This is a genomic window from Deinococcus taeanensis (assembly GCF_020229735.1).
GTDB classification, from domain to species: domain Bacteria; phylum Deinococcota; class Deinococci; order Deinococcales; family Deinococcaceae; genus Deinococcus; species Deinococcus taeanensis.
Window position 1 is genome coordinate 192329 of the sequence record NZ_CP083459.1, and the last position, 25884, is coordinate 218212.

The 25884-nt window shown below is 67.1% G+C and carries 34 protein-coding genes and 1 pseudogene; 17 read left to right on the plus strand and 18 right to left on the minus strand.

All coding sequences use genetic code 11. The features are described from left to right. Window positions 1-118: 118 nt before the first annotated feature. On the minus strand, window positions 119-1084 hold the full coding sequence (locus LAJ19_RS20355; RefSeq protein ID WP_349774867.1) for a DUF1152 domain-containing protein: 966 nt from the start codon (window positions 1082-1084) through the stop codon (window positions 119-121). A gap of 202 nt (window positions 1085-1286) precedes the next feature. Here LAJ19_RS20355 and LAJ19_RS20360 point away from each other — a divergent pair, with 202 nt between their 5' ends. The 4 genes and pseudogenes from LAJ19_RS20360 to LAJ19_RS20375 all read left to right on the plus strand — a co-directional run bounded on the left by LAJ19_RS20360 (window position 1287) and on the right by LAJ19_RS20375 (window position 3402). Then, window positions 1287-1634, plus strand: a complete 348-nt coding sequence (locus LAJ19_RS20360; RefSeq protein ID WP_225524382.1) for a DUF705 domain-containing protein — start codon at window positions 1287-1289, stop codon at window positions 1632-1634. Continuing rightward, window positions 1631-2305 carry a hypothetical protein gene (locus LAJ19_RS20365; protein ID WP_225524383.1) on the plus strand — a complete coding sequence of 225 codons (675 nt, stop codon included), beginning with the start codon at window positions 1631-1633 and terminating at the stop codon, window positions 2303-2305. The genes LAJ19_RS20360 and LAJ19_RS20365 overlap by 4 nt, the downstream gene beginning before the upstream one ends. A 185-nt stretch (window positions 2306-2490) precedes the next feature. Next, window positions 2491-2769: pseudogene (locus LAJ19_RS20370) on the plus strand (IS4 family transposase); the annotation flags it as partial. A 246-nt stretch (window positions 2770-3015) separates the two neighbouring features. Continuing rightward, entirely contained in the window at window positions 3016-3402 is a 387-nt protein-coding gene (locus LAJ19_RS20375; protein ID WP_225524384.1) for a DNA/RNA non-specific endonuclease, read from the plus strand. A gap of 26 nt (window positions 3403-3428) precedes the next feature. On the opposite strand, the gene LAJ19_RS20380 is transcribed toward LAJ19_RS20375, so the two are convergent. Further along, the gene (locus tag LAJ19_RS20380) at window positions 3429-4016 is read right to left on the minus strand and encodes an SMI1/KNR4 family protein (RefSeq protein WP_225524387.1); all 588 of its coding nucleotides are present in this window, start codon (window positions 4014-4016) and stop codon (window positions 3429-3431) included. Window positions 4017-4118: 102 nt separating this feature from the next. On the opposite strand from LAJ19_RS20380, the gene LAJ19_RS20385 reads away from it, so the two are divergent. Further along, window positions 4119-4481, plus strand: a complete 363-nt coding sequence (locus tag LAJ19_RS20385) for an HU family DNA-binding protein (protein ID WP_225524388.1) — start codon at window positions 4119-4121, stop codon at window positions 4479-4481. A 142-nt stretch (window positions 4482-4623) separates the two neighbouring features. On the opposite strand, the gene LAJ19_RS20390 is transcribed toward LAJ19_RS20385, so the two are convergent. Then, window positions 4624-4839, minus strand: a complete 216-nt coding sequence (locus LAJ19_RS20390; RefSeq protein ID WP_225524390.1) for a hypothetical protein — start codon at window positions 4837-4839, stop codon at window positions 4624-4626. 149 nt (window positions 4840-4988) lie between these two features. On the opposite strand from LAJ19_RS20390, the gene LAJ19_RS20395 reads away from it, so the two are divergent. The 3 genes from LAJ19_RS20395 to LAJ19_RS20405 all read left to right on the plus strand — a co-directional run bounded on the left by LAJ19_RS20395 (window position 4989) and on the right by LAJ19_RS20405 (window position 6624). After that, a complete protein-coding gene (locus LAJ19_RS20395) occupies window positions 4989-5396 on the plus strand; it encodes a hypothetical protein (RefSeq protein WP_225524391.1) in 408 nt (135 codons plus the stop codon). Between the two features lie 354 nt (window positions 5397-5750). Further along, window positions 5751-5972, plus strand: a complete 222-nt coding sequence (locus tag LAJ19_RS20400; protein ID WP_225524393.1) for a hypothetical protein — start codon at window positions 5751-5753, stop codon at window positions 5970-5972. A gap of 97 nt (window positions 5973-6069) precedes the next feature. Further along, window positions 6070-6624, plus strand: a complete 555-nt coding sequence (locus tag LAJ19_RS20405; RefSeq protein ID WP_225524394.1) for a hypothetical protein — start codon at window positions 6070-6072, stop codon at window positions 6622-6624. Window positions 6625-6716: 92 nt separating this feature from the next. Here the strand turns inward: LAJ19_RS20405 and LAJ19_RS20410 are convergent, their stop codons facing one another. The 3 genes from LAJ19_RS20410 to LAJ19_RS20420 all read right to left on the minus strand — a co-directional run bounded on the left by LAJ19_RS20410 (window position 6717) and on the right by LAJ19_RS20420 (window position 8815). After that, complete coding sequence (locus LAJ19_RS20410) at window positions 6717-7109, minus strand: hypothetical protein (RefSeq protein WP_225524395.1); 393 nt, start codon at window positions 7107-7109, stop codon at window positions 6717-6719. 201 nt (window positions 7110-7310) lie between these two features. Continuing rightward, entirely contained in the window at window positions 7311-7931 is a 621-nt protein-coding gene (locus LAJ19_RS20415) for a hypothetical protein (protein WP_225524401.1), read from the minus strand. A gap of 665 nt (window positions 7932-8596) precedes the next feature. Continuing rightward, a complete protein-coding gene (locus LAJ19_RS20420) occupies window positions 8597-8815 on the minus strand; it encodes a hypothetical protein (protein ID WP_225524841.1) in 219 nt (72 codons plus the stop codon). A 133-nt stretch (window positions 8816-8948) separates the two neighbouring features. Here LAJ19_RS20420 and LAJ19_RS20425 point away from each other — a divergent pair, with 133 nt between their 5' ends. The 3 genes from LAJ19_RS20425 to LAJ19_RS20435 all read left to right on the plus strand — a co-directional run bounded on the left by LAJ19_RS20425 (window position 8949) and on the right by LAJ19_RS20435 (window position 11782). Then, window positions 8949-9515, plus strand: coding sequence for a hypothetical protein (locus LAJ19_RS20425; RefSeq protein WP_225524842.1), 567 nt, complete (start codon window positions 8949-8951; stop codon window positions 9513-9515). A gap of 572 nt (window positions 9516-10087) precedes the next feature. Then, window positions 10088-10963 carry a hypothetical protein gene (locus LAJ19_RS20430; protein WP_225524402.1) on the plus strand — a complete coding sequence of 292 codons (876 nt, stop codon included), beginning with the start codon at window positions 10088-10090 and terminating at the stop codon, window positions 10961-10963. 24 nt (window positions 10964-10987) lie between these two features. After that, window positions 10988-11782, plus strand: a complete 795-nt coding sequence (locus LAJ19_RS20435) for a hypothetical protein (protein WP_225524403.1) — start codon at window positions 10988-10990, stop codon at window positions 11780-11782. Between the two features lie 12 nt (window positions 11783-11794). Here LAJ19_RS20435 and LAJ19_RS20440 read toward each other — a convergent pair whose 3' ends face one another. From LAJ19_RS20440 to LAJ19_RS20475, 9 genes are all read right to left on the minus strand, one after another. Beyond that, window positions 11795-12448 carry a hypothetical protein gene (locus LAJ19_RS20440; protein WP_225524405.1) on the minus strand — a complete coding sequence of 218 codons (654 nt, stop codon included), beginning with the start codon at window positions 12446-12448 and terminating at the stop codon, window positions 11795-11797. A gap of 560 nt (window positions 12449-13008) precedes the next feature. Further along, window positions 13009-13524, minus strand: coding sequence for an excalibur calcium-binding domain-containing protein (locus LAJ19_RS21980; protein WP_349774862.1), 516 nt, complete (start codon window positions 13522-13524; stop codon window positions 13009-13011). 21 nt (window positions 13525-13545) lie between these two features. After that, window positions 13546-14031 carry a ComEC/Rec2 family competence protein gene (locus LAJ19_RS21985; RefSeq protein ID WP_349774863.1) on the minus strand — a complete coding sequence of 162 codons (486 nt, stop codon included), beginning with the start codon at window positions 14029-14031 and terminating at the stop codon, window positions 13546-13548. Beyond that, window positions 14028-14315 (minus strand): DUF3006 domain-containing protein, encoded by a 288-nt coding sequence (locus LAJ19_RS20450; protein WP_225524406.1) that lies wholly within the window; start codon window positions 14313-14315, stop codon window positions 14028-14030. Before LAJ19_RS20450 ends, LAJ19_RS21985 begins: the two co-directional genes overlap by 4 nt. A gap of 177 nt (window positions 14316-14492) precedes the next feature. Then, on the minus strand, window positions 14493-15482 hold the full coding sequence (locus tag LAJ19_RS20455) for a DUF3103 family protein (protein ID WP_225524407.1): 990 nt from the start codon (window positions 15480-15482) through the stop codon (window positions 14493-14495). 183 nt (window positions 15483-15665) lie between these two features. Further along, window positions 15666-15920, minus strand: a complete 255-nt coding sequence (locus LAJ19_RS22230; RefSeq protein ID WP_432804264.1) for a hypothetical protein — start codon at window positions 15918-15920, stop codon at window positions 15666-15668. 31 nt (window positions 15921-15951) lie between these two features. Continuing rightward, window positions 15952-16092, minus strand: coding sequence for a hypothetical protein (locus tag LAJ19_RS20465; protein ID WP_225524409.1), 141 nt, complete (start codon window positions 16090-16092; stop codon window positions 15952-15954). A 73-nt stretch (window positions 16093-16165) separates the two neighbouring features. Continuing rightward, on the minus strand, window positions 16166-16795 hold the full coding sequence (locus LAJ19_RS20470) for a hypothetical protein (RefSeq protein WP_225524411.1): 630 nt from the start codon (window positions 16793-16795) through the stop codon (window positions 16166-16168). 456 nt (window positions 16796-17251) lie between these two features. Beyond that, entirely contained in the window at window positions 17252-17461 is a 210-nt protein-coding gene (locus tag LAJ19_RS20475) for a hypothetical protein (protein ID WP_225524412.1), read from the minus strand. Window positions 17462-17680: 219 nt separating this feature from the next. Here LAJ19_RS20475 and LAJ19_RS20480 point away from each other — a divergent pair, with 219 nt between their 5' ends. From LAJ19_RS20480 to LAJ19_RS22235, 6 genes are all read left to right on the plus strand, one after another. Then, complete coding sequence (locus tag LAJ19_RS20480; protein ID WP_225524414.1) at window positions 17681-18340, plus strand: DUF6882 domain-containing protein; 660 nt, start codon at window positions 17681-17683, stop codon at window positions 18338-18340. 149 nt (window positions 18341-18489) lie between these two features. Beyond that, complete coding sequence (locus LAJ19_RS20485) at window positions 18490-18768, plus strand: hypothetical protein (RefSeq protein ID WP_225524415.1); 279 nt, start codon at window positions 18490-18492, stop codon at window positions 18766-18768. 27 nt (window positions 18769-18795) lie between these two features. Beyond that, window positions 18796-19086: a hypothetical protein gene (locus LAJ19_RS20490; protein WP_225524416.1), complete on the plus strand. Its 291-nt coding sequence runs from the start codon at window positions 18796-18798 to the stop codon at window positions 19084-19086. A gap of 100 nt (window positions 19087-19186) precedes the next feature. Beyond that, window positions 19187-19708 carry a hypothetical protein gene (locus tag LAJ19_RS20495; protein WP_225524418.1) on the plus strand — a complete coding sequence of 174 codons (522 nt, stop codon included), beginning with the start codon at window positions 19187-19189 and terminating at the stop codon, window positions 19706-19708. 230 nt (window positions 19709-19938) lie between these two features. Next, window positions 19939-20946: an aldo/keto reductase gene (locus tag LAJ19_RS20500; RefSeq protein WP_225524419.1), complete on the plus strand. Its 1008-nt coding sequence runs from the start codon at window positions 19939-19941 to the stop codon at window positions 20944-20946. Window positions 20947-21102: 156 nt separating this feature from the next. After that, window positions 21103-21261, plus strand: coding sequence for a hypothetical protein (locus LAJ19_RS22235; RefSeq protein WP_432804276.1), 159 nt, complete (start codon window positions 21103-21105; stop codon window positions 21259-21261). 59 nt (window positions 21262-21320) lie between these two features. On the opposite strand, the gene dnaE is transcribed toward LAJ19_RS22235, so the two are convergent. From dnaE to LAJ19_RS20520, 3 genes are read right to left on the minus strand one after another with little or no spacing between them, the layout of a single operon-like run. Continuing rightward, window positions 21321-24467 (minus strand): DNA polymerase III subunit alpha, encoded by a 3147-nt coding sequence (gene dnaE / locus LAJ19_RS20510; RefSeq protein ID WP_225524422.1) that lies wholly within the window; start codon window positions 24465-24467, stop codon window positions 21321-21323. After that, on the minus strand, window positions 24468-24710 hold the full coding sequence (locus tag LAJ19_RS20515; protein ID WP_225524424.1) for a DUF6504 family protein: 243 nt from the start codon (window positions 24708-24710) through the stop codon (window positions 24468-24470). Further along, the gene (locus tag LAJ19_RS20520; protein ID WP_255639932.1) at window positions 24707-25879 is read right to left on the minus strand and encodes a Y-family DNA polymerase; all 1173 of its coding nucleotides are present in this window, start codon (window positions 25877-25879) and stop codon (window positions 24707-24709) included. Before LAJ19_RS20520 ends, LAJ19_RS20515 begins: the two co-directional genes overlap by 4 nt. Window positions 25880-25884: the final 5 nt, after the last annotated feature.

The window sequence follows — 25884 nt, forward strand, 5'->3', positions numbered from 1 at the left end:
GAACGTGCCGATGCTGCTGCACCAAGCGGTCGCGTACGCGCAGCGCGGCCAGCACGGCGAGGCGGGGAACGCCCTGGCCGCAGCGGACCGCCTGGTGGGCAGGTGGCCCCATATCCGTTCAGTGCGGGAGGCTCGTCCATGGCCTGATGGAAGGACACGTAGTGCGGAACGCTTCGATCACCCGGGTCACCTCGCCGATGGCGGACGTTTCAAGGAGCTGGTCCAGATAGAGATTCCGCGCCGCGACACCCTCGGCCTTGAAGGCCCAGTACAGCCCCATCAAAGGATTGATGAACAGCGAGCTGCCCCGGGTCCCCATGGTGCTGTGGTAATCCCCGAACTGCCCGTCAATGGCGTCCAGCACAGAAGACGACACGATGCTCGGGAAGTCCGGCATGTGTTCGTGCACGAACGTCAGCGCTTCACGGTACCGCTGCACCTCTGGCATGTCGGGGGTGAGACTCCACGTGCCGAGGTACTGGCCCTGCTGGGTCAGGTCCGCGACGGCTTCGAGGTACTGCGCGTGCGCCACGCCATGAAAGGCGTCTACGCCGAAGCCCAGGCAGAGCAGCAGCTTCTGCTCGACACCCCTCAGGGCCTGCACCGCCGCGAGAGTCACCGCGTCTTCTTCGGGCGTGCCCAGTCCCGCCTCGTCCCCCCGCATCAGGCTGTCCGTCCCGCCGTCGACCAGCAGCACCGTGTCGATCCCGAATGTGTCGATGAGGTGCTCGTAGGCCTGACGGAGGGGTCGAACGCCGGTCCGGGAGAAAGCGTAGATGGGCTGGGCGTCACCCTGAGCCTCGAGCCACCGGGCGAGGTGCAGCTCAGGGAAGTACCGAAGGGTCGCTCTGGTGTCTGCACGAACCTCGTACAGGGCGTCCCTCAAGGACCGGGCGTTCGTGAGGTCCAGGCTGGTGAACGACAGATTGGCGAGAATGACGCGCTTGCCCATGGCCTTCAGGGCGAAATACAGCGGAAGCCCACAGAACAGGTCAAAGCCGCCACCAGCCCCCGCCAGAAGCACCGTCCGGGACTGACCAAGACGGGCAAAGATCGGGGGAAGGAGCGACGTCGGCACAGTCACGCTCCCGACGCTATCCCACGGCGCAAGGTGACGACCAGTCGTTTCTGCGAGGGGAGGCTGGCGGACCCTTCCGGTGCCGCATCGCCTGTCCCGTGGCGGCGGAGACTTGCGTTGGGAAAGCAACGCCTGCGCGTGCGGGGCAGGCTCCACGACCCGATGGAGATGGTGGGGTCCCTTGACCAGGGCCGCTTACACTGACCCTATGAGTGCTGGAGTGCCGCTGGTGGTGTACGTCGATGTCGATGAGACCCTCGTTCGGAACCACGGGCGGGCGCGCATTCCCATGCCCGCGACGATCCGCCACGTTCGGGAACTGCATGAGCAGGGTGCAGCGCTGTATTGCTGGTCGTCCGGTGGCGCGGCGTACGCGCGGGAAAGCGCACGTGAAGTCGGGCTGGAGGACGTTTTCCTAGCCTTTCTCCCCAAGCCGATGGTGCTGCTCGATGACCAAGAGATCGGGACCTGGCGGCGTCTGCTGCAGGTCCATCCGAACGCTGCCGCCGGCCAGACCGTGCAGGACTACCGGGACGGCCTGCAGCCCGGTTCATGAGCCCAGCCCCACCGCTCGTCCGGCCGGAACAGCTGTTGTTTGATGGGAGTCTGTCGCCCCTGACCACCCACCTCTTGTTCCTCGAGTGTCCAGCCCAGGTCGCGGCCGAGGGCTTCATCACCTGGCGCGCCGAGACCGGACAGACCTGCAACAGCGCACGTCTCGCGGCGCCTCTCGAGCGGGCACTCGGTCATCTGCCTCCTGTGCGGTTCGACGCCCGCCGCCACCTGTTTGTGCCCACGACGGGTCGCTGGACGGCGTACTTCAACAACTACCCCCTGGGCGCGAACGTCGATTCGATCGCGCCGCCGCTGGCCAGGGTCCTCGGTGTCCGTGCAGCCCAGGTGAGTGCCGGTCCCCTGCCGGATGGGGAAGAGGACCTCCTGCAGTTCCGGACCTTTGAGCCAGAGGAAGAGACCGGGCCCAGCACAGGCCGCTCGGTCGGGCTGCGCAACACCCGGGGCTGGTGGCGGTTCTGGCGGACGGGAACGCCCCTGCCCTTCGAGGACCTCGCGGCGTACCGCTCCCGGCGGCTCAAGCGCCGCTTCACCTTCGAGCACCTCGTCGCCTACAGCGGAGCACTTGGCCTGCGTCCGTTCGACGCCACGTTCTACATCCCGGAGCAGGGCGCCTGGCTGGTCACCTGCGGTCCGCGCAGTCGTCCGCTGTAGACAGGGCAGCCCAGGTTCAGCCGACCACCAACCTGCGAAGCCTTCAGCGCTTGCGGGCTTATTGGTACTCCGTTGAGTCTGGAAGTGCTTGCGAAGAACACAGCAGATTTCCACTCTTGACGTCTCGCGCTGACCCCAGAAACACGGGCTTCATCCACATCCATCAGATTCCTGCCAGTCAACGGAGTACCAATAAAACCAGAGGATTTAACCTGGACGATACGGGTCTGACTCAGGCAGAACGTGTCTCGACCTTGCTCATCTGTGTGTCGGCTGCTTTCATCTGGGCCGGCGTCACAGGCCAGATCTTGGCCGCCAAGCAGCCTGTGAAACGCAAGAAACACGGACACCGTGCGGTGTCCGTGTTCCGACTGGGCTTCGATCATTTGCAGGATCTCCTGCTCCACCCGTCGCCTTCGTCCTGGCGCGCACGACAGGCCCTCATGCCGAGTTTTGACTGGTAGTTAGCCCTCACCCACCTCCGGCCATCCCCGCCGCGCCGCTGCCCCAGTCCTTGGCCGATGTCAGCCCACCCACGACGGACTCAGGGAACGCGGCCGGCTGACTGGCGTCATGGCCGGGGGCCTGACGGTTCAGGCGCAGTGGAAGCTCCACCACCGTGCGGAGCGCCGCGCGTGCCGGACAATTCAGGGCGCCGTCCGCTGCTTTCCACCGCGTTCACCCGGAGGTCCGGGTTTCAGGTGGCCCCCATGCCCAAGACGCCCCCTGCCCCGCCCGGCAACCTGGACAACCCTGACGGCTATGACGGCGGTCACCTCGTGGACAGTCAGCTCGGCGGGTGGGGCCGGCGGGCGAACATGGTCCCGCAGGAGCAGAACTTCAACCGCGGCAACTACGCACAGATTGAAAACCAGACCGCGAAGTGCACGCCGCTCACCAGAAGCAGCCTGACGTACCTTGCGCGGGTCACGTACCTGAACCTCAGCACGAACACGCCGAGCACCTGGACACTGGAACTCAAACTCAACGGCGAGGTGATAACGCGGACGTTCGACAACGTGCCGTACGGCGGGCCGAACGGCACGACCTCACGGCAGCAGATCGTGAACTGGCTGATCAGTAAAGGCTGCGTGTAAGCAACCCGCATCGCAGGGCGCCCCCGTTACTCGAGGGGCCGCGGCATGTCCCGCAGGGCGTCCAGGAACGACCCCTCACCCCGGTACGTCACGTCGTCACCTCGGACCTGCATCTCCCCCCCCTTGACGGCCTGCGCGGCCCAGTGGAACAGCGCACTCACGCTGGGGGCAACCACGAGCCGTGTGGTCTCGTCCGGGCCGTAGGTGATCACCTGCCCGGACGTGCCTGTTTCGCCCGGCGCGAGGTCAACGGCGAGGCCGTTCCCGCCGCCGTCCGTGGCGAGCGGCAGCCACCCCCGGTGGAAGGTGACGGCCTCGATCGCCCCGGTGGGGTCACTGCTGAGGCTGGCGTCCGCCTGGGCGAGATCCATCCAGGTGGCGTGTTCCTGCGCGGCGCGCCGCGCAGGAAGCCAGGTGAGCCCGAACAGCACGCCGGGGACGATGCCGTCCTGGCCGTCGGCGGTGGCGTACATGTCACGTACCGCGGGGGGCAGTGGGACGTTCAGCTGGCGCTGCAGTGTCTCCACATCTGCTGGAGGGGCAGGGCCACGGAGTGGCGCCGCCAGGGGAGGCGCATGTGAAGTCAGGGCCTGCACGAACTCGGGGACGCCCATGCGACTCAGCCTACCTGGAAAGGACAGAGCGCGTGGGCGGGGCCGCGTTGCTGAGGCTTCGCGCGCCTTGCAATTGTGCGGGCGTGCCGTCAAACTCCCGGCATGACGAAAAAGTCTGCGAAAGCCCCCGCCAAGAAGCCCGCCGCCAAGGCTGCTCCGGCCGCGAAAGCCGCGCCCAAGGCCGAGAGCAACAAGGTCGGCAAGACCCAGCTCGTCGACGTGATCGCTGACAAGACCGGCCTGAGCAAGAAGCAGAGCGAAGAAGCCGTCAGCGCGGTGTTGGACGTCATGGTCGAAGCCATCAAGGGCGGTCAGAGCGTGGGCCTGCCCGGCCTGGGCACCCTGAGCGTGAAAGCCACGGCGGCGCGGACCGGCGTGCGGCCCGGCACCAGCGAGAAGATCCAGATTCCCGCCGGGAAGAAGGTCGCCTTCAAGGTCGCCACGACCCTCAAGGGCAGCCTCTAACCCCACCGGACGCGCGAGGCCCAGAGGTACGCCTCTGGGCCTCTTTTTGGTCGGCCATGATCCGGTGCAGTGGACCGTCGAACACCATACGTCCCGAGCGCTGCTGGCCGCCGTGACGGTCACAGCCCTGGAGGCCCTGGCGTCAGGTGGGTGGCTGGTCGGCCGGCACTGCGGCGGTCCGGTCGAACAGGGCGCTCATGCCGCTGACCTGGCCGCGTTCGTACAGCCAGACGGCGTCCGGGGTGGCGCGCGCGGGTTTGAGGTGCAGCGCGGCGAGTTCCTCGGTGGTGAGGAGGTGTGCGGGGCGGGCGTCGCCGCGGTACTGCGGTACGGGTGGCAGACGTCGGCGGGGACTCATGGTCCCCAGTGTGAGGGTTCTGCTGGTTGTTGACCAGGGGCCCGGGCCGTCGTGGCTGGTGCTGAGGGCGTGGGCCAGACGCAACAATCGGGCGTACACCCGGCGTGCCGGACCCACGACCACCGGTGCGCCGTCCATACTCTGAAGGTATGACCGCTGTCTCCCAGTCCGGGACCCCAAGCCCGCACAACCAGCAGACGTTCGAGACGTGCGTCGCCCTGACCCTGCAGATGATCGCGAGCATCGAGTTCGCGCCGACGACCGGGGACACCACGGACCCGGACCTGATCCTGGCGTTCGCCGGTCAGCTCGACCGGCACGCGCAGGACATTGCCCTGATGGCCGGTCAAGCCGATGCGGACGTCGCCGGGCTGAGTGCCAATGTGTACGAACAGCTCTGCGCGGTGCGGGACGAGCCGGTGCAGGCGGCGTATCACGCGCTGAAATCCGCGGCCTTCCTGGGCCTGGGCGGCGGCCTGACCACGGCGTCCCTGCTGGGGGCGGTCGCCGTCGCGCTGCGGCGCGTGGCCGTCCGCAGCGAGCGCCTCGTGCACTGACCCGGCCGCCCCATGCATTCCTGACGCCCGGTTTCTGCCGGAGGCCGCCGGGGCACCATTCCGGTCTCATGGCGGGCGACGACACGGTTCAGACGCGGTGAGCCGAGCAGGCGGCGGCGGACCTTTTCCAGGGTGAACAGAGCCAACTTACCCTTCACTGGCGCCAACTCGACCGAGTTCCACCTCGACATTCGCCGGAGAGATCATCGTCAGCACTTTGAGGGGCACCTCACCCGCATTCTCTGGGTTGTGCACCGTTCCCTTCGCAGCCCTCGCGAAGCCTCCTGGCCCCCAGGAGCACGTCCTACCCGCCCGACGGCGCTGCTGGTCATCGTTCCACCGGGCTGAGACGCTGTGCCGCAAGGCCTGACGGACCTCTGCCGGTGCCTCACGGACGCGTACGGCACCGATCTGGCCGCGGTGCAGATCATGACCTCCCTGCCCGCCCCCCTGCCGGTGTTCACGGGCGACTGGACGCCCGCCCGGTACCGGGCCGCGCAGCGGGACGTCCATGCCCGCCTCGCCGCTGGGTTCGTGAACCTGACCTGGCTCGACGCGGCGCTCCTCGCCGGGTGACGCAGCAGGCGGAGGCGAGGGTGCCGGGTGCGTCATGCCCCTCCCGTCCACGGCACATGAGCACGCTTCCGGGCGCTCGCGCCTCTAGACTCCACCCATGACCCGCCCCCGGCCCGCCCTCCTGTCCCTCCTCGCCCTGAGCACCGCGGCCGCCGGGGGACTGGAGCCCATCAGCAGCGCGCAGCCGCTGCACTGGGTGCCGGGTGTGCTGAGTGTCACGACCAACGACCCCGCCGCGCAGACCATCCACACCCACACCGTGACCCTGCGCGTGGGCAGCGAGCGGATCACGGTGTACGTCATCGCGTTGGCGGGCAGCGAGCCCCCGGCGAACACGAACATCGATCAGCTGACCCTGTGGGTGGACAGCCCCGACGCCACGCCCGCGAACCAGCAGGCCCTGATCCGGGTGGCGCAAGCGTACCTGCGCGCGTGCTACCTCGACGTGGCCCCCGTGCACTTCGCGGCGCTGAGCGGCCTGAACCGCTGGCAGGAGGACACCTGGCACTCGCAGGTCACGCAGAAGGTCAAGATCGGCTACGCGGACGGGCGCTCCTACGAAGTGGGCCCGACCCCCGAGACGACCAAACCCAGCGCCGGGGTCATGCTGGCGTGGCCCGCGGGGCGCAGCCGCTGCCAGTACGGCAACTGACGCCCGGTCTCCGTCCCGTCAGACCTGGAGGGGCTCGACCCGCGCGGCGCGGCACGCGGCCACGAACGCCGCCCCAGCCGGCGGGGGGCGCCTCAGTCGGCTGGATCACCGTTCTGACTTTGCTCAATGAGTCCCCGGATGTCGCGGACGGCAGCGGCGGCGAGCTCGTCCGTCGCGTACGGGGGGACGACCTGTTCGTACGGTTGCAGGGGCGCGCCCGCAAGGGACTGCAGGACATCGAACGGCAGGCCGTCCATCTGCGGTACGGTTCGCCGGACGTGCTGGGCAGCGTCCTGAAGGTCGGCGTGCAGGATCCTGGCCGCCTCTTCGGACGCAGGCCGGTACGTCACGCCTTCGGTGAACACGAACAGGGTGATGGGGGGCACGTCGCCAATCGACACTTTGGCCAGGACGCAGTGGTACTCGGGGAGCGGCCAGGTGAGGACCCTGGTGTACCCGAGGCTGTCCAGGTGGCGCACCAGCATGTCCGTTTTTGTGTTCAGTTGCTCCTTCCAGGCGGTGACCTGCGCGTCGAAGCTCCGTGGTACAGCGTACGCTCCTGCGTCGCGGTGGAGTCAGCAGGCAGCGAGCGGCCAGGGATGTACAACGTCATCGCAACAGGCGACCGGGTGGGGGTGGGCGGTGCGTCCTGCGCCATGGATCCGGCATCGGTCGGGGGTTCGGGGTTAAGACGAAAGGGCGCGGATGAACGCACTGTAATCGACGCCTCTGTCCTGCGCGAGGGGACTGAGGTAGACCTCCGCGTGGGTGATCACCGAAAGCAATGCCTGTTCCAGGTTCTCCCATGAGGCGATCGGCTCAGTCGAGTGCCCATCGAAACACAGGTAGACCCTCCGCTCGCCACTCTGAGTGTAGAAGGTCCCACTGCTGTTGCTGGACGTGTGCACGGTCATGAAGGCGAACTGGTCGTCCCGCAAGCCCCGTGGCGCATCGTGGCCATTCGGAGAATCCAACGTGAATGGCTGATGGGTGTACTTCGGATTGGAGATGCCGTAGAAATGAAGCGAAGCATTGTACATATGGAAGCCGTTTACGACTGCATATAGCGCCCAGACATCCTGGGGGATGAGCGCCCTCCGATCTTGGGAGATAGCCTCCAGCACATCCTGCTCAAGAGGCGCGAACAAGGTATGTTTATACGCAAACTCAGCAACGTCCGGTGTACGAAAGAATTGGCAACGGCCACCGCGGAATTCAAGCGCGTCCATGCTTTGGTCAACGCCGATGATGTTCAGGATGCGATCATTCCACAACGCTTGCATGCCATTGAATTTCTCGTCCTTCATATCTTCCAGACCTCTCCAGGCTCAAGGCTCGTGTGCGCATGACCCCAGAGTCATTCTGGGCGTGTGTGGAGTGTAGTGGACCTGAGATGCGCGCGACATCGCCCAACGATGCAATACGGCCGAGGCCGGTGTTCATCCGCTGGATCTGTTGCTCCACCCCTCGCCTTCGTCCTGGCACGCCCTAGTGGACTGCTACACGTATTCCGGATACTGGGAGGGGAATCGGAGATAGCGTCTCGGTTCAGCACGCGCCCAGTCTTGGTGCCCCTGTACGACTTCCGCACGTTCGTGGAGACGCCCGAACTCGGCGCCGCCACGCAGGCCAAGATCCTGCGCATTGTCCGCACAACACTGAAGCTCCCCACCTGGACCGCCAGAACACGCTGGGCAGCGACATCACGGTGCCCGCCCTGCTCACACCCGGTGATCCAGCAGAGCAGCAGGCCATAGCGTGGACCAAAGCCTGCTTTGTCGCGGCTAGCGCCAACGCGGTGATTCGTTCAGCCCTGGCGACCGGCCAGTTCCGGACGCCGACCACCTGCCAGGATCCTCGCGTTCCCGAGCCGCGTTGCCAGTCTCGAGAGTCGGGGCGGGGGGGTTCCTGCGCCGCGTTCACCATGCCCGTGTGGGCGCGAGGGGCCGGAGCGGCAGCCTTGAGGTGCACGCTACACCGCCCGGTTGGATCGTGGCAACCCGCGCCGGAGCGCTGTGAGCGGACGGCCGTCCATCAACCGGTCCATCAGCTGGCCGGCGCGGGCGTGCTTGAGCGTCCTGGTCTGTGCGGTGTCCTCATCACGAGCCGGGAACCCCATGATCGTGTTCGCGTGCTGGGCGATCAGCTCCAGCCCGTGGTGGGCGCGACTTGACCGACCAAGTTGATGCATGTGCCCCTCTTGGGGCACATGTTTTTGTTGTGGACATTCCCCCCCGCTGCACGTTCGGCCACCCGGGCGCGGGGGACACTGGGGGGATGACTCGTTCGCTCCCATGTTCTGTTGGTGTCCTCGGGTGCCGCGCATGACCGCGCCTCGGCTGGTGGTGGAGTTGGTGCCGGCAACGTCGTGGTTTGAGAACCTGCGGTCGCTGCTGGCGCCTGCGGACTGGGACCGTTTGCGGCGGCAGACGTACCGGGCGGCGCGGTACCGCTGTGAGGTGTGCGGCGGGCGGGGCGAGGCGCACCCGGTGGAGTGTCATGAACGCTGGGTCTATGACGAGGTGGCGGGGACGCAGACGCTGAGCGGGTTGATCGCTCTCTGTCCCCTGTGTCACCTGGTGGTGCATTTTGGGTATGCGCGGACGGTGGGGCGGCAGGAGGAGGCGGGGCGGCACCTGATGCGGGTGAACAATTGGTCGCGGCGGGAGGCGCATGGTCATGTGCAGGCGGCGTTTGCGACATTTGAGCGGCGCAGCGGTCAGCATTGGCGGTTGGACGTGTCGTGGTTGGCGGGGCAGGGGGTCGAGGTGCGGCCACCGGCGGGTCCGGATCTGGAGGAATTGTCCGGGGAGGTCCTCTTCGAGGTGCTGTTTGGGGAGGAGGATCAGCCTGTGCCGAGGTTGTCGCGGGCGGAGCGGCGTCGGCGGTGACGAGGTGGGTGGGGTTTTCTCCAGTCCACCATTTATATATGGGATTATATAGGGGAAGCGTCATCACCCTCCCACCTTCCTATCTCCCCCCACTCCCTTTCTCCTTCCCTCCCCACCATCTTTCCCCTGCGCCTGCTCTTGCCTGGTGCGCCCTCTTGTGCCGCACCTCCTGGATCAAGCACCGGCGGGCACCGCTCAGCCCGTTGCTTCAGCTCCGTCAGGTGTCTCCAGCTGGTCGTTGAGGTCGACCTGGGTTCCTGCCAGTTCAAGCAGCGTCGGGGAAGACGCCTCTCAATCCCCCTCCTTTCACCACTGCATCCCGCGTCCCACCCTTCCCCCTGTGCTTGCGCATGTGCTTTTGCTTAATGAACTGCCCCCGCCTGACTTCTCTGCTTCGTGAAATTGGAAAGACATAACGCTCAGGCCACTGCTGCAGCACCGGTACTCGTCTCTACGGGCACCCAAACGGAAGGGATCAGACTGCCCACGCGCTCCATCACGTGGAGAAGCAAGCTCGAGCGGGGCGGGGATTGAATGCTTCTCTTCATACAGTCCAATATAGTTAGTGATACATGTCACCTCACCTCCACCCCGCCGACGAACGCGCCCTCAAACTCACCCAAGCCTTCCGCGACTACGACCTCGACACCATCGCCGCCACCCTCGGCGTCCACGCCCTCAGCCGCCCCCTCATCCAAGTCCACAGCAACCTCAGACAGGTCTTCATCCACGCCCAAGCCGACGACATCGACCTGCTCCAGCCCCCAGCGCACTTCCACACCTGGCTCCAACGCCCACTCGCCACCCCCAACCGCGGCCCCGGTCCCCTCAAAATCAACACCCTCACCGCCCGCGTCGTCACCCTCCGCGTCCTCTACGAGGCACTGATCACCGAAGGGGTGCTGACCACCAACCCCATGACCGGCTACCCCAACCCCGGCACCGAACACGCCAGCGACCCCGTCCCAGAACGCGAAGACATCGAGCAGCTCCTCAAGACCGCGAAAGCCAGCACTCCTGAACTCTTCGCCGCCCTCACCCTCATCCACGAACACGCCTTCCAAGTCAGGGAACTCCTTGGGTTGAAATGGTCCCGGTACGAACCCAGTACCGGAGAGCTCCTCCGCGCCCGCACCGTGACAATCCTCTCCGAACCTGCCCAGCGCGCCCTCGAACCCCTCCTCAAAGAAGCCGGCGGGCCCCTCTACGCCACCGAAAATGCTCTCCCCATCTTCCCCATCACCCCCGAGGACCTCCGCACGCAACTCTGGAAAGCCTGCAAGGTCGCCGAGATCCCCCACATCCCCCTCAGCGCCCTGCGCCGCGCCAGCCTGCGCGACCACCCCGCCCGCATGACAGGGAGCGGCTTCTCCAACGATCAGGCGTATAGGCGCGCCCTCCGACTCGCCGGCAAAGTCGTCGACAAGCACCGCAAGGACGAGCCCTAATGATCTGTCATTTGGTCACCGCCCGTGCCTGATCTCGAACAGCAACTCCAGGCCGCCACGCAGCAGTGTGGGTGTGCGGATGAGGCCATCTGGACACTCGCTCAGGCCCAGGTGGGGCAGGTGCTGCTCATCCGCGCCGTGGCCAACGTCTTCAACCTGACACTCACAGACGCTCGGCAGGCCGTGAGGGACGCCGTGGCGCGCCAGGGCATCCCACCCCTGGAACTGAACCGGCCACAGGGGCCCAGCTGGCCGGACCGCGAAGCAGGCGTGCTGGCCACGCTGGCGCAAGGTCCACTGTTGGGACGATGGCAGGACCAACCCTTGGCGGTCTATCAGGCGTGCTTCCTGCCCAGTTGGGACCTGCCCCTCATGATCACAGTGGAGCGGTCGGCCACACCGCTGCTCACTGCCGTGGCCACGGAGCCCTTTTCCGGTCCGGATGCGCAGGGCCGGGTTCAGGTGCCCCGCTGGCCCGTCCCCGTTCGCGTCGACACGGAATTGATGTCCTGGTCCGTCCGGGCGAATCTGGCAGAGGAGGCCCTCCTGATCTTGCAGGAGACGGCCGCCGCCCTCGTGCCGGCCATCCGAGCCGAGCAGCTGGGCTACGGCTTAGACGGCACCACGATCCTGGGGTCCATCACCACTGGGGGGCAGGTGACGCCGTTCCGCACCTGGAGCCCACAGGCCGAGCAGGAACCGGCGCATCACGCCTTCCTGAGTGCGCTCATAGACGTAACACTCACCGGCGTGCCGCAGGGACAGGTCCATCAGGCCGTGCAGGCGATGGCCCGGGAGTTGATGGCCCACAGCAGGTGAGACCATCCAGACCTACCGCCGCAGCTCTCTGATGACTCCGGCCTGAATCTGGCTGGCCCACGTGCGGAATTCCTCGCTCATCGCGTACTCCGGCCGCATGAACCAGGTGTCGAAGTCCGCTGAGCGCGCCGGGAAACGTTCGTAATCCCAGGCGTGGTCCTCCGAATACACCACGCCGTCCGTCAGCTCCGCAAGCGCCGACGCCAGGCAGCCATACAGCACGTTCACCACGGCTGGCTGCCCCGCAGACCGCCGGAAATACCACCAGCGCCCACTTAACCTGGCGGCCTCAAATACAGCTGGGTCATTGAATTGCGTCCGGTTGAACGGGAGGCCGTGCGTCCCCGGTTCAACCTCCCACTCTGTCTCCAGCACCTTGCAATGGGCACTCGTGCCGCCCTCAATGCCCTCCACCGTGAAGCACATGGCATGGTCAACCGGCCAGGCGAACGGCGCATCCAGCACGAGCGGCTGTGGTGCGTCGCGACCGCGTGGCCACAACTCCACGCGAACCCGGGGCGCCGCATCAAGATCGATGCTGGCGAGGTACCGCCAGAGCTTCACGGCGCCCAGCGTCAGGACCTCCCGCGTGGTCGGCGGTTCCACATGTGCCGGGTAAACGTCGAAGGTCGTGGCCATCACCTCACCCTGCCATGGATGAGGCAAGAGCGCACCGTGGTGGAGACCCGCGTCTATCCACGCCCTGCAGCAGGTCCCTGGTCATCTTCTGAGTGTCCTTGAGCATCATCACCTCCCGAACATCCGGGATAACCGCACAGCCTGACCTACGCGCCGGGCCGACGCACGATCCGGCGCAGCCGGTAGGTTGGCCGGTACTCGCTTTCCTGACCAGGCGGCACGGGGACCCGGCCGGTTAGGCGATGCGCCGCGAAGATGGGCGACGGACGCTGAAGCAGGCGGTTTAACTGAGCCCACCCCCGGTCATCTGATTTTTTTGGCACGCGCCACCGGGTGCCGAGAACCACCATCGGTCGCCCGCACGCCGGGCAGTGCGCGCCGTCGGCACGGCTGACCAGGCGGTGCGCCACACACACGGAGGTTCGGTGATAGGTCGATCGGGACATGCCTCAGTCTCCGTAGGCCGGGCCCGCCCCGCATCCGTCATCCGGTCCGGCGCGACAGGTCATTTGGCCCAGGGGGGCGGTCCGCTCCGCACCTGAGGACGCGACGCCGTTCACCAGGTCAGCGAGACGTAAGGACGTGCCTCACTCGCAGGCCACCCCGTCGCCATCCCGGTCGAGTTTCGGCGCGTAGCCGGGCTGACCGCGCAGGAGCGGCGCCTTCCCGGCCGCGCGCACCGCCGCGCAGTTCGCATAAGAGACAGGGGCGGGCGCCGCCGGCACCGGCACGGGTGCCGGGCGCGGCGGGGCGGTGCGAGGCGCAGTCGCCGTCCCCTTAACGCCGGTGCCGTTCTGGGTGGTGATGGCGAACTGCCCGGACTTCTGCACCGTCACCGTCACCGTGCCGTTCAGGTCCGTGCGGTAGATGGCCGCCCCCACCTTCTTGTACAGCGCGAGCGCCTCCGCGGTCGGATGGCCATAATTGTTCGGTCCCACCCCGATCACGACGTTCTTCGGCCGCACCGCCGCCAGCCAGCGGGCGGAGTCCCCGTTCTTCGCCCCGTGATGAATGCTCTTGTAGACATCGGTAGGGCCCAGGAGGGACGCGGGCAGGGTCTTGAGCCAGGCTGTGGTTTCAGGCGTCTCGCTGTCCCCCGTCATCAGCGCGCGGAAGGACCCGTACTACACGAGCAGGCCGATGCTGTTCGTGTTCTGGTCTTTCATCCCAGGGGGCGGCGGGATCACGGTGAGTTTCACGCTGCCCAGGTTGATCACCTGCGCTTTGGCCAGGAGACCCTGCGTGCCAGCCGCACTGGCCGCCGCCACGAGTTTCTTCCAGATCTGCGTGGTGGGCGCGAGCCCGTTGTTCAGGAAGAACTTCGGCTTGAACAGCTGCACCGCGGGCACCAAACCCGTGATGTGATCCGCGTCCCCATGACTGGCCGCGACCAGATCAAGGCTCTTCACGTTGTACTGGCCCAGCAGCTCGCGCACCCGGGCTTCACTGCGCCCACCGTCATACAGGACGCTCTTGCCTTCCGGACTGGTGATCAGCACCGCGTCGCCCTGACCCACATCGAGGAAGCGGATGGTCAGGACACCCAAGGGGGCCGCCTGCGCCCCCGCCAGACCCGCGCTCAACACCAGGACCACCAGCAGACGCCTCACAGGTCGATCTCCCCGGTCGGAGCGCCCTCATTCAGGGCGGTGAGAGCCTGCCGGGCACTCGCCTTGCGGCGCCGCGTTTCCCCGCGATCCACGCGCACGTGCCGCTCACCGCCCCGCAGGCGGACTTCAAGCACGTCGCCTTCTTTCACCCCGACGGGCAGCTCTTCGAGTCGCCAGTCCGCCAGGGTGCCGTCCGCGAGTTCCACCCGCGCGAAGGCCCCCTCGATACCGTCGATGGTGACGTGAGTGAACTGGGGCGCCGCTTCTCCTGGAGCACTGGGCATCCCTCACGGTACCGCCTGCGGCGGCCGCACGTCTCCACGCCTGCCCGGCTCAATCGCCGAAGAAGATGCGGATCCCGCTGATCCCGCTGGCCCGGCCGGGTGCACCCTCAGGCCTTGTTCGAGGGGCCGTCCAGGCAGGGGCAGGGGCGTCTGGTACCCGCCCCTGCCTTGTCCAGGTCAGTGGGTGTACTGGGAGAGGTTCCCGAGGTTCACCTTGTTCACTGTGGTCCCTTCAAACAGGGCCTTGCGCATGGTGGTGCTGCCCAGGAAGTCGTTGCTGTCGTCGATCTTGATGCCGAAGCCGTACCCGTCGACTGAGATTTCGAAGTCGAGGTTGGTGCCATCTTTCTCGTACCAGTAGAAGCGGACGTCACTATCAGTGCAGCCGAACACCTGGATGGCGTCCAGGTAATCGCCGGGCTCGGTGATCATGGTGAGCTGGCCGTGCCAGCCGATGCCGGAGCCCTTGACCGCCACCCAGATTTCCGCTTTGCCTTTCGTCCAGGGTTCCATGTCGTTGTATAGGTCGACGCGCACAAGCTTGACCTGGTAGCAGCCCTGCGCGGCCAGCGTGGCCGCCGGGACAGGCGCGGACTGCACGACCTGGCCGCTGGCATCCACGCGCTCATTGACACCCACCACCACGACCGGCCGGTCTGGAGCGGTCCGGCCGTCGAGCACATGGGCGTTCCCCTGAGCGTCGTAGGCGGTCACTGCAGCGAACTCGTCTCCGCCTTCCTGAGCGACGGCCACCCAGGGCACCGTGCGGGCGGGGTCCCAGGCGGCGCCCCGGACCGCGACCTGAAGGTTGGGGACGCGGGCCGTGAGGTCATGCAGACTCTGGGCGCCGATGCCGCCACTCAGGGCCTGCGCGAAGGACTGGGTGCCGGCCGCCATGGGGGCCAGGGTGCTGTAGAGGGCTTCCGTGTCGCCGTCGAACTGCCGGGCGGTTTGCTGTGCGATGAGGGTGCGGACGCCCGGGTCCGTCATGGAACGCGCGAGCTGCTGAGCGAACGTGCGCAGCGCCTCGTTGGTCCGGCTCTGAGCGGGTGACAGCGCGGGCTGGGTGGCGCTGAGCGCTGGGGTCGGCTGGGTGGGGGTCTGACTGCAGGCGGCGAGCAGGAGGCTGAGGGAGAGGGACATGGGAAGAAGTCGGGGCAGCGTCATGGGACCCCCTGGGGTGAACCCCCGAGTGCAGGATGAAGAGAAGTTGGGCCGACGGGGGCAGCGTACCGGCTAAATGGTCGCGATGTGTGCGCACATCGGCTCCTATGAAGAGTGCATGAACGTTTGCGTGTTGGGCGGTCTGAAAACGGCAGGCTCGGAAGGAGTCCGGTCCTCAAAAACGGGTCACGCTTGAAACACCGGAGGAATCAGGTTCAGGCGGGCGTCCGCTTCTAGGGTCGGCAGAACGTCGAAATTTTTCATAAGGCGTGTTGAAGGTGTTTTTGCAGACTGGCTCAGGCGATCCGGCGCCGTCCAACCCCACCTGAAGACGTCAAATGACGGAAATGAACTCAAGAATTCCTGGCCCTGCACGCCCGAATCTCGAACGTCCACCGTCACGCGCGGACCACCATTCCTGCCGCCCTTAGACAACGTCATCTGTCCGTAACCCTCCTGCGAGACCCCGGTCTCACCGAAGTTCAGTTGCCAGATCCGACTCAAGTACGGTCAGGTCATCGGTCGGAAACCGCTGACCGGTGGTGTCCTCAATGCAGCGCAGCTGCGCCGAACTGGCGAGCGCCCGGCCACTGCCCCATGCCCAGATGGTCATCGCCCGCAGGATAGGGAGCGCCGCGACGGCGGCACAGGCACGGCTGTCACGGGTGTCCGGTCACGCGTCAGGGTCAGTCCTGGCCCTGGAAGGCCGCGCGCAGGTCGCGCTGCGTTTCCAGGGCCCTCGTTCGGAGGAACGCCTGTTGCGTCTGGTCCGGGCGCAGGTACCACTGGTCGAACGCGGCGGGTCGCGCGGGGAAGCGCTCGTGGTCCCAGACGTGGTCGGTCGTGAACAGTACCCCGGACGTGAGTTCCGCGAGGGCCGACGCCAGGCAGCCGTACACCAGCCGGGCGAGGGGGGGTTGCGGCGCGACGTACTGGATGCGCCAGTACCGGCCACGGACCCGGGCCTGTTCAACCACGGCGGGGTCGTCGATGCGCGCCAGCGTGAACGGCAGGCCATGCGTCGCGGGATCCTCACCCCACTCGGGGTTCATGGTGCCGCAGGACGCGATGATCCTGCTCTCGTCCGCCTCGGCGTCCCACCATTGGTAGTGGTACTCGTCCCACTCGAACAGGGCGTCCAGGTCCGCCGCCCACGGTTGACGGTCCGGGATCGAGAGCATCTGCACCCGCAGGTCCGGGCGCGCGTGGATGCCGAGGCTGTCCAAGTGCGCCCACAGTTTCGAGCTGGTGCGCGTGTGCACCTCACGGGTGGTGGGCGTCCGGGGGGCCCCGGGGTAGACGGAGAGTGAGCTCATACCACTTCACCATGCCAGACGGTGCCCCCGGACCGTGCCGCACCTGGGCGACTTATGCGACTGACCTGCTTGAGTCACGCCCGGGTATGGAGGCTGATGGTCATCCTGTGGTGGGAGGCTTCAGGAATACCCTGGCCTGAAGGGCTGCTGCCCGCTTCGATCTGTGGCCCCCGCGCGAGCCGGGTGGCTGGTCCGTGGCACTGAAGCTGCCCCAAGGCGCGGTCGTCCGGGGCATCCTGGCAGCGCCGTCGATGGTGATGTGAGAGGACTGGAGCGCCGCTTCTCCTGGAGTACTGGACATACGCCTCGCTACCACCTCCAGCGCCCGCACGTCGCCAGGGCGAGGACGAGGGCTGCCTTGACGCGTGTGGGCCCCAGGATCCGCTCAGGAATGACGATTGAGAGACAGGTCTGCAAGAACTTCGGCAGGCAGCCCACCCGCAGGGTTCTGTTGGACTACAACCACGCGGCGCTGTGTTGGGCACCGCTCTCCTCAGCCAGGTTCCCTTCGAGACAGGCCAGGCAGCAATCGAGCAGCAGGAGCGGCACGTACTGCTCGCACGATGGGCACCATTCCTGCTCCTCCCATTCCACGGTCGGCCGCACCTCGAGAGGGGTCAGAAGCAGAAGGGGATCGGTGATCAGATCGCGCAGCAGCTGGGACACGGGGGGCTCCTGCCCTAGGATTGCCGTGCTGGACGCCTGAACGCAAGTTCGCCCGCGCGATTCCAGGCCTCCGGTCTAGACAAGTCCGTGACGGAACGAGGGCGCCAGCCGCACAGGCAGCGCAGCCGGCACACCACAGAACTGAACTCGAAGATAAAGAGCGTCTCAAGATGGCCGGTCATCCCCGGAAAACCACTCGCCCGTCGATACGATTTTTGTATGTGCGTCTACCACGACCTGCTCAGCGAGCACGCCGGACCCTCCCTCCTGCGTCAGGACCACCTGGCCAGCCTCCTCGGCGAGCACACCTGGGACGCCGACCTGAACCGCGGCCTCCTGCACATCAGCACCAGTCACCGACCGTACGCGGCGCAACTGCTCGGGACGGAGCTGGAGCGGGACGCCTCCTGGCGCTGGGGCTGGGCCAACACCGGCAGCGGCCTGAGTGACGAGGTCCTCAAAGACAGCCGCCAGGTTCTCGCGTACGGGATCGAGCACGGCGTCTCCGTCCTGACCACCCCCACCCTCAATACCCGCAAGACCAGCGGCATTGAACTGGCCATGATCGCCCGTGGCATCACTGGCGCCGGCGCGTACTTCAAGGGCGACTTCCCCGGGGGAGCCGCCTACTTCCTCCTGCACGACGTCCCTGAAGCCCCGCCCCTGACCGCCCAGCACAGCGTCCACCTGATCACCACCCTGGTCCGGCGCTTCGAACTCAACCACCCGAACACCATCCGCGCGCTGTTCACCGCCCAGAACTGCCCGATCAGCATCCAGGGCGCCACGTGGATGGTGCAGGTGGGCAGCGAGACCGTCCGGCTCATATTCGACGAGCATCACCGCCTCACTTCAGTCGCCACACCTGCCCTCGCTTGAATCCCGCAAAGGTGTCGCGGTGCCGCCAGAAGCGTCCCGTGCACCGTGATGAACCACAGCCGCGCCCTGTTCAACGCACGCACCTCCCGCCACCAGTCCCCCCGCCCTCACCCCAATCCCGCAAAGGTATCGCTACTCCAGGAGCCCCCATGTACCCGACCGGCATGACCCTCGGCGAACGCCTGCACTACATCGATCCCGAAACACACACCGAGCACTTCGCCGTCCTGATCGGCCCGGCCGACGGCAAAGGGCAGCTGCACCTGAACGTCCATTACCCCGGCAAGCTCGAAGCCCGCCGCGCCGCGCTCTCCAAACAGGTCACCGGCGGCACCTGTCACCCGGTCGACTTCACCCACGCGGTCCTCACCCCCAAAGCACCCAGCCTCTTCAAGCAGGTCCGTAAGTTCATCGACGAGCAGCGGTGACGCGGGCCGAGGCGCCAGGAGGACCGGATGACCCCACAGACCACGTTGAGCATTGATCCCTCCGAACTGCCCGAGCCGCTCCAGCCGGTCGCCCAGCTCGCATGCACCTGGCTGCACGACGACTTCACCGTGATGTTCCTGCGCGCTGAAGCCGCCAGCCCAGAGGAACGTCAAGCGCTCCTCGACGCCCACGACCGCCACGCCCGCGACCTCGCGCACTGGTTATGGCAGGCCAGGCGGTCGGACACCAGTGAGGCCCTGTACCTGTTCCGGCAACTGCTCGAAATGATCGCCCAACTCCACCCCGCCTGCCACTGACCGGTGCCCCCCCGGCCCCGGACGACCCATCACCCCTGGCGGGGTGAGGCATGCGGTGTCCGCCCATCGCCTCACCGACCCGCCTCCAGGAGTCGCATGCATGTTCGTCCCGCCCCCCGTCCGCATCCCCGTCCAGTGGCCCCGTATGTCGGCCCTTGGTGATCAGCTCCGCCGCCTCCCCCCCGGCAAGCAGCAGGCCGGGTGGTTTTTCCTGCGCCTCGCCCTCGGCTCCGGAGCGCTGCTGCTGGGGTCGACGGCCGTGACCGCCCTGCAGCGCGACCCGCTGCTGCTCACCGCGCTGCTGAGCAGCGCCCTGTTCCTGACGCTGCTGCTGCCCGTGCACTTCACGCTGAAGCGCCGCTCTGCCCGGTGGGTGAGTGACCGCCTGTGGCAGGTCTACGAGGTCCGCCAGCGGTCCTTGTATCCCATCTTCGCGGCCGTCCTGCTGCCCAACGTAGCGTTGACTCTCGTCACCGCACACGCTCGATACTTGATCTCCCCCGCGTTCTCCGGGGTCGTGCTGGGCGCAGGACTCTTCATCCTGCTGCTCCGTGGCCAGGAGAAGCCCCCCAGGCGCCGCACGCGTGCCCGGGTGTCCCTGGGCCGCTGGAGTGCGCCATGACAGCTGCCGTGGGCACCGAGGCGCGCGTGCAGTTCCTGCTCGTCGAGGGCCGCACCCTCTCAGGCTCACTGCCTTCCAGATCATGAACCACTCGCGTCAACTTGCGGCACTTTCCAACGGTTCAAGATCGTTCAACCGCTGGGTGATCGGAGGACTGCGTACCGATCAGTGTAAAGAGGCGCTCACCCGCGTGAGACGGAGGTCACCCCTGCTTCTGCAAGAATCGGAGCATGCAGCAGCGTTTTCTTGGAAAGACTGGACTGAAGGTCAGCGAACTCTGCCTGGGCACCATGACCTTCGCCCGCGAGGCCGATGAGCAGACCAGCCATGGTCTGCTTGACCGTTTCGTCGCAGCGGGCGGAAATTTCATTGACACTGCCGACGTCTACAGCACCGGAGCCTCCGAGACCACCATCGGCACCTGGCTGAACCGCCAGCGGCGGGACGACCTGGTGATCGCCACCAAGGTTCGCTTTCCCATGGGGGACGGCATGAACGAGGTCGGGTTGTCGCGAAAGCACATTCTGGCGGGGGTCGAGGCCAGCCTGAAACGGCTCCAGACCGACTATCTCGATCTGTACCAGGTTCACTGCTGGGACGCCCGCACGCCGCTGGAAGAGACGCTTTCCACCCTCGACGGCCTGGTCAAGCGCGGCCTGGTGCGCTACATCGGGGTCAGCAACTTCACGGGCTGGCAACTTCAGAAGGCCATCGATCTCAGCCGCCAGCACGGCCTCGAGGTGTTCAGTTGCCTGCAACCGCAGTACAACCTGCTGTGCCGCAGCACCGAGTGGGATTTGCTCCCGGTCTGTCTGAACGAGGGCCTGGGCGTGATTCCCTGGAGCCCGCTGCGCGGCGGGTGGCTGAGCGGCAAGTTCCGGCGCGGCATGCAGCACCCCATAACCGGTTCACGGATTGAGAAGGCCGAGCAGGAAGGCTGGGGCGAGTCCTGGAGCAACTACAACAACGAACATACCTGGGGGGTGTTGGACAGCCTCTTCTCGGTCGCCGAAGAGAGCGGCAAGACCCCGTCACAGGTGGCGCTGAGCTGGGTGCTGTGTCAGCCGGGCGTGACGGCTCCGATCCTGGGCGTGCGGACGATGGAACAGTTGGAAGACAACCTGGGGGCCAGCGGCTGGACGCTGAGCGCCGATCAGCTGGCACGGTTGAATGCGGCGAGCGCGAACCCGGCCCCGTACCCGCACGACTTTATTGCCGAAGCCCAGCAGCGCCGCTGAGCGACATTGAGCTCTGACCAGGAGCGGGATGGAGACACGCCAGGATGAACGTACAGGGCTGGCTCCCGCCGGAGAAACTCCCCAGGCTGTCGGAACGCACGAGTGCTGCTCGGGCCGGCGTGGCACCGCGGCATCATGACCGCTGCCCTGCTCGCCATGATCGAGGCGGCGCGTGTGGCGGGCTTTCAACGTCTTTGGGCCTGCCCGGAGGCAGAGAACCTTCGGTCTAGAGCCCTCCTGGACCGCGCAGGGTTCATCCCTTACACGCCAACCGACGCCTCGTCAGGAACGGCCTATCTCGAACGAAACCTCTGACCGAGAGATTCAGGTCGCAGCTGCAGGGCTTCGTCAAGCGGCTCCGGGCGGGTCGCTGGTCAGTCGGCCGCCTGGGCCGGGCCACCGGGCCGGAGCGGGAGTTCCGCGAGGCCCTCGACCCGCACGGTCACCGCGCGGCCCTGCCGCGTCACCTGCCCCCGGACGATGAGCGCCCGGGCGTCGCGCAGCAGGGCGCGGTGGGCTTCCCACAGGTCTGGGCTGATGATCGCCTGCATCCGACCAGAGTGGTCCTCGAGGACGTAGAACGCAAAGCCTTTCGCGGTGGGGGGCCGTTGCTTCGCCACGATCACCCCGGCGGCCCAACAGGTGGACCCGTGCCGCAGGCGGGCCAGGGCCTCGCAGCCCAGATCCCGGAGGCGTGCGCGGTGCGCGTCCAGTGGGTGCCGCCCCGTCGGGGTTGTGCCGGTCAACTCCATGTCCAGGGCGGCCTGCACGTCGATGGGCAGTTCGGGGAGGTCGGGAAGGGCAGCCGCTGGTGCCAGGAGCGCCCGCGTTCCGGGCGGCCGGGCGTGCGCGACCGTCTGCAGCACGAAGTACGCCTCGCGGCGGTTCTTGTGACGGTCGATCGCGTCGAAGGCACCCGCTTTCACCAGGGTGTCCAGGGCGTCCCGCTTGATCTGCACGCGGTCGTAGAAGTCCTCCACACCCTGGAACTTGCCGCCAGTCAGGCGGTCCTGCACGATCTGCCGGGCGGTGTCCAGGCTGAGGCCTTCTATGGCCGTCAGGGGCACGCGGACGGTGTGTGCAGACTCCGCGCGGTACGACACACCGGAGCGATTCACGCACGCGCCGGTCAGCCGGACCCCTCGCCGGGCCGCTTCTGCGGCGATGGTACTCGCCGGCCACATCCCGGGCGCTTCGGTGAGGAACGCCGCGAAGTACGCCGCTGGGTGATGCCTTCGCATGTACGCACTCGCGTAACTGTGCTGGGCGAACGCATGCGCGTGACTCTCGGCGAACCCGTACCCGCGGAACGCCGCGCACTGCTCGAACACCGCTTCTGCTTCCCAGGGAAAGGCCCCGACCGTCGCGGCTGCGCCCTCCAGGAAGGTCACGCGTAGGGCGGCCAGCTCGTCCGGATCCTCCACCTTGCTCAGGCGACTCCGGAAGCGGTCCGCGTCCGGCCAGTCCATCCCGGCGTACTGCACGGCGATGCGCAGGATCTGCTCCTGGAACATCAACGTGCTGTGGGTGGGGGCAAGAATGGAGTTCAGCGGCTCAGGCAGTTCCGGGACGGGTTCCTCTCCCCTGGCGCGACGGACATACGGGTGCACGGTGCCGCTCTGAATCGGTCCGGGGCGGATCAGGGCGATCTGGTGCGCGAGCTGCGTCATGTTCTTCGGCTGCAACCGGGCCGTCATCTGCACCTGTGCTGGGGACTCGATCTGGAAGAGCGCCATGGTGTCGCCGGTGCTGATCTCCCGCCAGACACTGGGATCATCCGGGAGCTGGCCGTACGCCACCCATTCGCCCGTCAAGCGCAGCACTTCTTCCCGGGCGCGTTCCAGGGCCGCGAGCATCCGCAGCCCCAACAGGTCGAGTTTGATCAACCCCAGGCGCTCGACGTCGTCCTTGTCGAAGGTCAGCATGCGGATACCCCCGGAGCTGCGCATCAGGGGGCTGTAGTGGGTCAGGGATTCACTGCTGAGCACCACGCCGCCCGAGTGCGGGGCGAGATGGCGGGTGAACCGGGGCTCCAGGCGGTCCAGCAGTGACAGCAGGGCGTCCTTCACCGGAGCGTCGCCCAGCACCTCGGTGAAGACCGCTTCGGCTTCCCGGGCGCGGTGCGGCCGCAGGTGCCCGAAGTCCCGTCCTAACGAGCGGCTCAACCGGTCACGCAGCTCCGGGGGGAGCCCCAGCGCCCGCCCCAGGTCCTGGATGGCACTCTTCAGTCGGTACGTGATGCGGTTGGCCACCATCGCCTCACCTGTACCGGTCAGGCCCCAGCGTCCCTCCACCCAGCTCAGCACCTGATCGCGCCGGGAACTGGCGATATCGATGTCCACGTCCGGCATGGACGTTCTCCCGGTATGCAGGAAGCGCTCAAACAGCAGGTTGTGCGCCAATGGGTCACTCAGGGTGATGCCCAGGACGTAGCACAGCACACTTCCTGTGGCACTGCCCCGGCCCGCCGCGAGGATGCCGTGCGCGCGGCAGTAGTCGGTCACCTCCGCGGCAGTCAGGAAGAACCCGGCCATGTCGAGTTCGGCCACGGTGTTCAGTTCGGCCTTCAGGCGGTCGAGTGCAGCGGGGCGCTGATCCGGCAGGTACCGCTCCGGCACGGCCGCGAACACCCTTTCCTCCAGGGCCTCCTGGGCGGTCTGGAAGGGCTTCAGGCTGGGCTCGGGGACGCTCAGCCGCTCCGGGAGGAGGTGCAGGGCGCACCCCTGCGCCAGGGTCTGGGCGTTCAGGAGGGCGTCGCCGTAGGGAAGCAGCTCCGCCCATCTTTCGGGCGTGCCCACCTGACGGGCGTCATTGCGGGGCCGTTCCGAATGAGGCGTCTGCACGTCGATGCCCAATCGCGCGCAGGTGAGCGCGTCAAGGAGCGGGTACTCGTCCGGGGTGGCCATGCAGACGTCCGGGGCAGCGACCACGGGGAGTTCCAGGTCCCGTGCCAGGCCGCGCAGATAGGACAGGCGCCGCTGCTCGCTGGGCGCTTCCCCGTGAAACAGCTGCACGTACAGCGCCGACGGGAAGATTCCCCGCAGCAACCGCAGGTACATGGCTGCCCGCGCGAGGTCTCGCTGCTCTCCCAGGACCGTCGGAAAGCCCCCTCGCCCCCCAGTCAGGCAGACGAGATGCTCCTGGACCCCACCACCGGCCTGCCGGAGGACGTCCAGCGGCAGACCGTCCGGGTGCGTCAGGTTCACGGCCGTGATCAGCTCGCACAGGGTCGTGTAGCCCGCCCGGCTGCGGGCCAGGAGGACCACGGGGAACATCTGGGTGGGGGTGGACGAGCGGGGCGGACTGGGGAACAGAACAGGGAGGGTCACGCCGATCACGGCCTGCAGGCCCTGCAGCTGGGCTTCGTCGCACAGGTCCACGGCACCGGCCACGCTGCACCAGTCGGCCAGGCCGACCGCCGTGAATCCGGCGGCTTTCGCCACCTGCACGAGGCGCCTCGGACTGACAGTGCTGCGGCCCTCCGAAAAGTACGAGTGGCACGCCAGGAGCGACGTGAGCATTCAGTCCACCATCCGGGCCAGCCACCACCGGCCGCCTTCGCCATCCTCGTGGTGCAGTTCAGCGGTGAGCAGTCCGGCCTGCACGAGGAAGCAGGTGCGGGGGCGTTCCCCCAGCCACCAGCGGCCACCGAACCGCCAGCGGTCCAGCACGGCCTGGACCGCGTACGCCTGACCCTGCCAGATCAGACGGGCAGGTCGGGCGCCCTGGAGGTCCACGTGCACCTCCGGCTGGTACGCCTTCATGGGTCATGTCCTTCGAAAAACGCCAGGACGCGCTGCACGGCCTGATCGCGGCGCACGGCCGGTTTCGGGGTCCAGGCCTGCCGGGGGGTCATTTCGCTGGCGCGCACCTGCCCGGTGAGCCAATCCACCCAGGCGTACTGCGCGTCGGTGGCGTACGCCCAGGGGTCCAGCCACTCCACCCGCACCAGGGCGTCCGGGAACCGGTCCAGGACGGTTTTCGTGACCTCCAGCTCCGCGAGGCCCGCCCACAGGCCCACCATCCGCCCCGGGTGCGCCAGTCCGCCGAGCTGCACGGTCAGCCGGTCAATGCCCAAAGGCAGCGCCGCCGCGCCCTGCAAGGCCAGGCCAGCCACCCGTCCGAGTGCGGCCTCGTCAAGCGGCCATTTCAGCTGCCGGGACGCACTGAGCCGGCCCCCGATGGTGTCGGCGTGAACGGTCAGGGTCGCGGCCAGGCGACCCCGGAGTTCGGTGATCAAACTCGGCATCAGGTCGCGCAGGGCGGCGTCCACCTGGGCGGGTTCGGTCACGGGCAGGTCGAACTCAAGGGATGATTCCAGGATCTGGCCGGGGCGGTACTTGTCTACGGTGGTCGTCCGCTCCCCTTTCAGGAAGCGGTTCAGGCGCTTGCCGACGTCCACGCCCAGGAACGCTTCACGCTGCGCGGCCGTCCAGGCCATAAGGCCGCCCAGGTCACGCAGGCCCAGGAAGTGCAGCTTCTCCAGCGCGGAGAGCGGAAGGCCCAGTGCCGTGAGGTGCGCCAGGGGCGTGAGTTTCAGGAACGCTTGCTCGGCACTGGCACCGGGGTGGGCTGTCTTGACTTCTCCAGGCTGTGCCCTCAGGGCGGCCAGGTGCGCCAGTTCCCGGGACGATCCGAGACCCACGGGGGCGTGCAGGGCGGCGGCGAGCTCCCGCGCCCCGGAGGCCGACAGGGTCAGGTAGGCGGTTCCGCTCGTCCGTCCGTCCACCCGGTCACTGAAGCGGGCGTACAGCTGCTCCAGAAGTTCCGCCCAGATCGCCTGCGCTTCCGGGGCGGGGACCACCTCAGCGTGGAGGTCCGGGCAGCGGGACAGGGCCGCGGTTTCACGCATCCCGGTTTGGACGCCAGCCGCCTGCGCGAGCGGGCACGCCTGGAGCACGCGCCTCGCTTCATTCAGGACGGCAACGGGCACGCCGG